The following is a 307-nucleotide window of genomic DNA, read 5'->3' as shown; positions in this document are numbered from 1 at the left end:
TTCCAATACCACGCGCACGCCATAGGCGCCCTGCAACTTCTTCGCGGCCTCCTCCAGCGACAGGTCTTCAAAGACCAGCACCCGCTGCATCCACGCCAGCGCCTGCACCAGGTCTGCTTTGCCCTCGCGCGCGGTATGGTGGTGTATATCATAGACGAGCTGATCGTCAGGCAACAGGACGTGCGCCTGACTACCGTGGCGCACCTGCACCTTCCCCGTCGCCACGCTCACGGTAATGGCATCTGCCAGGCTCCGCACATTGAAGGACGGGCCCAATACCTGCGTGGGGAGTGCGCCGGTATGGATC

Annotated in this window: 1 protein-coding gene; it reads right to left on the bottom strand. The window is 62.9% G+C overall.

Annotated features, from left to right (window positions below; genetic code table 11):
• A partial coding sequence (locus tag KK062_RS30240) for a FecR family protein (RefSeq protein ID WP_369075195.1) occupies nt 1–307 on the bottom strand: 307 nt, incomplete at both ends.

The sequence above is a fragment of the Dawidia cretensis genome (assembly GCF_018598175.1).
Taxonomy (GTDB): Bacteria; Bacteroidota; Bacteroidia; order Cytophagales; family Cyclobacteriaceae; genus Ohtaekwangia; species Ohtaekwangia cretensis.
The sequence above is the reverse complement of the archived record's forward strand: the minus strand, read 5'-3'. Positions and strand labels throughout refer to the sequence as shown.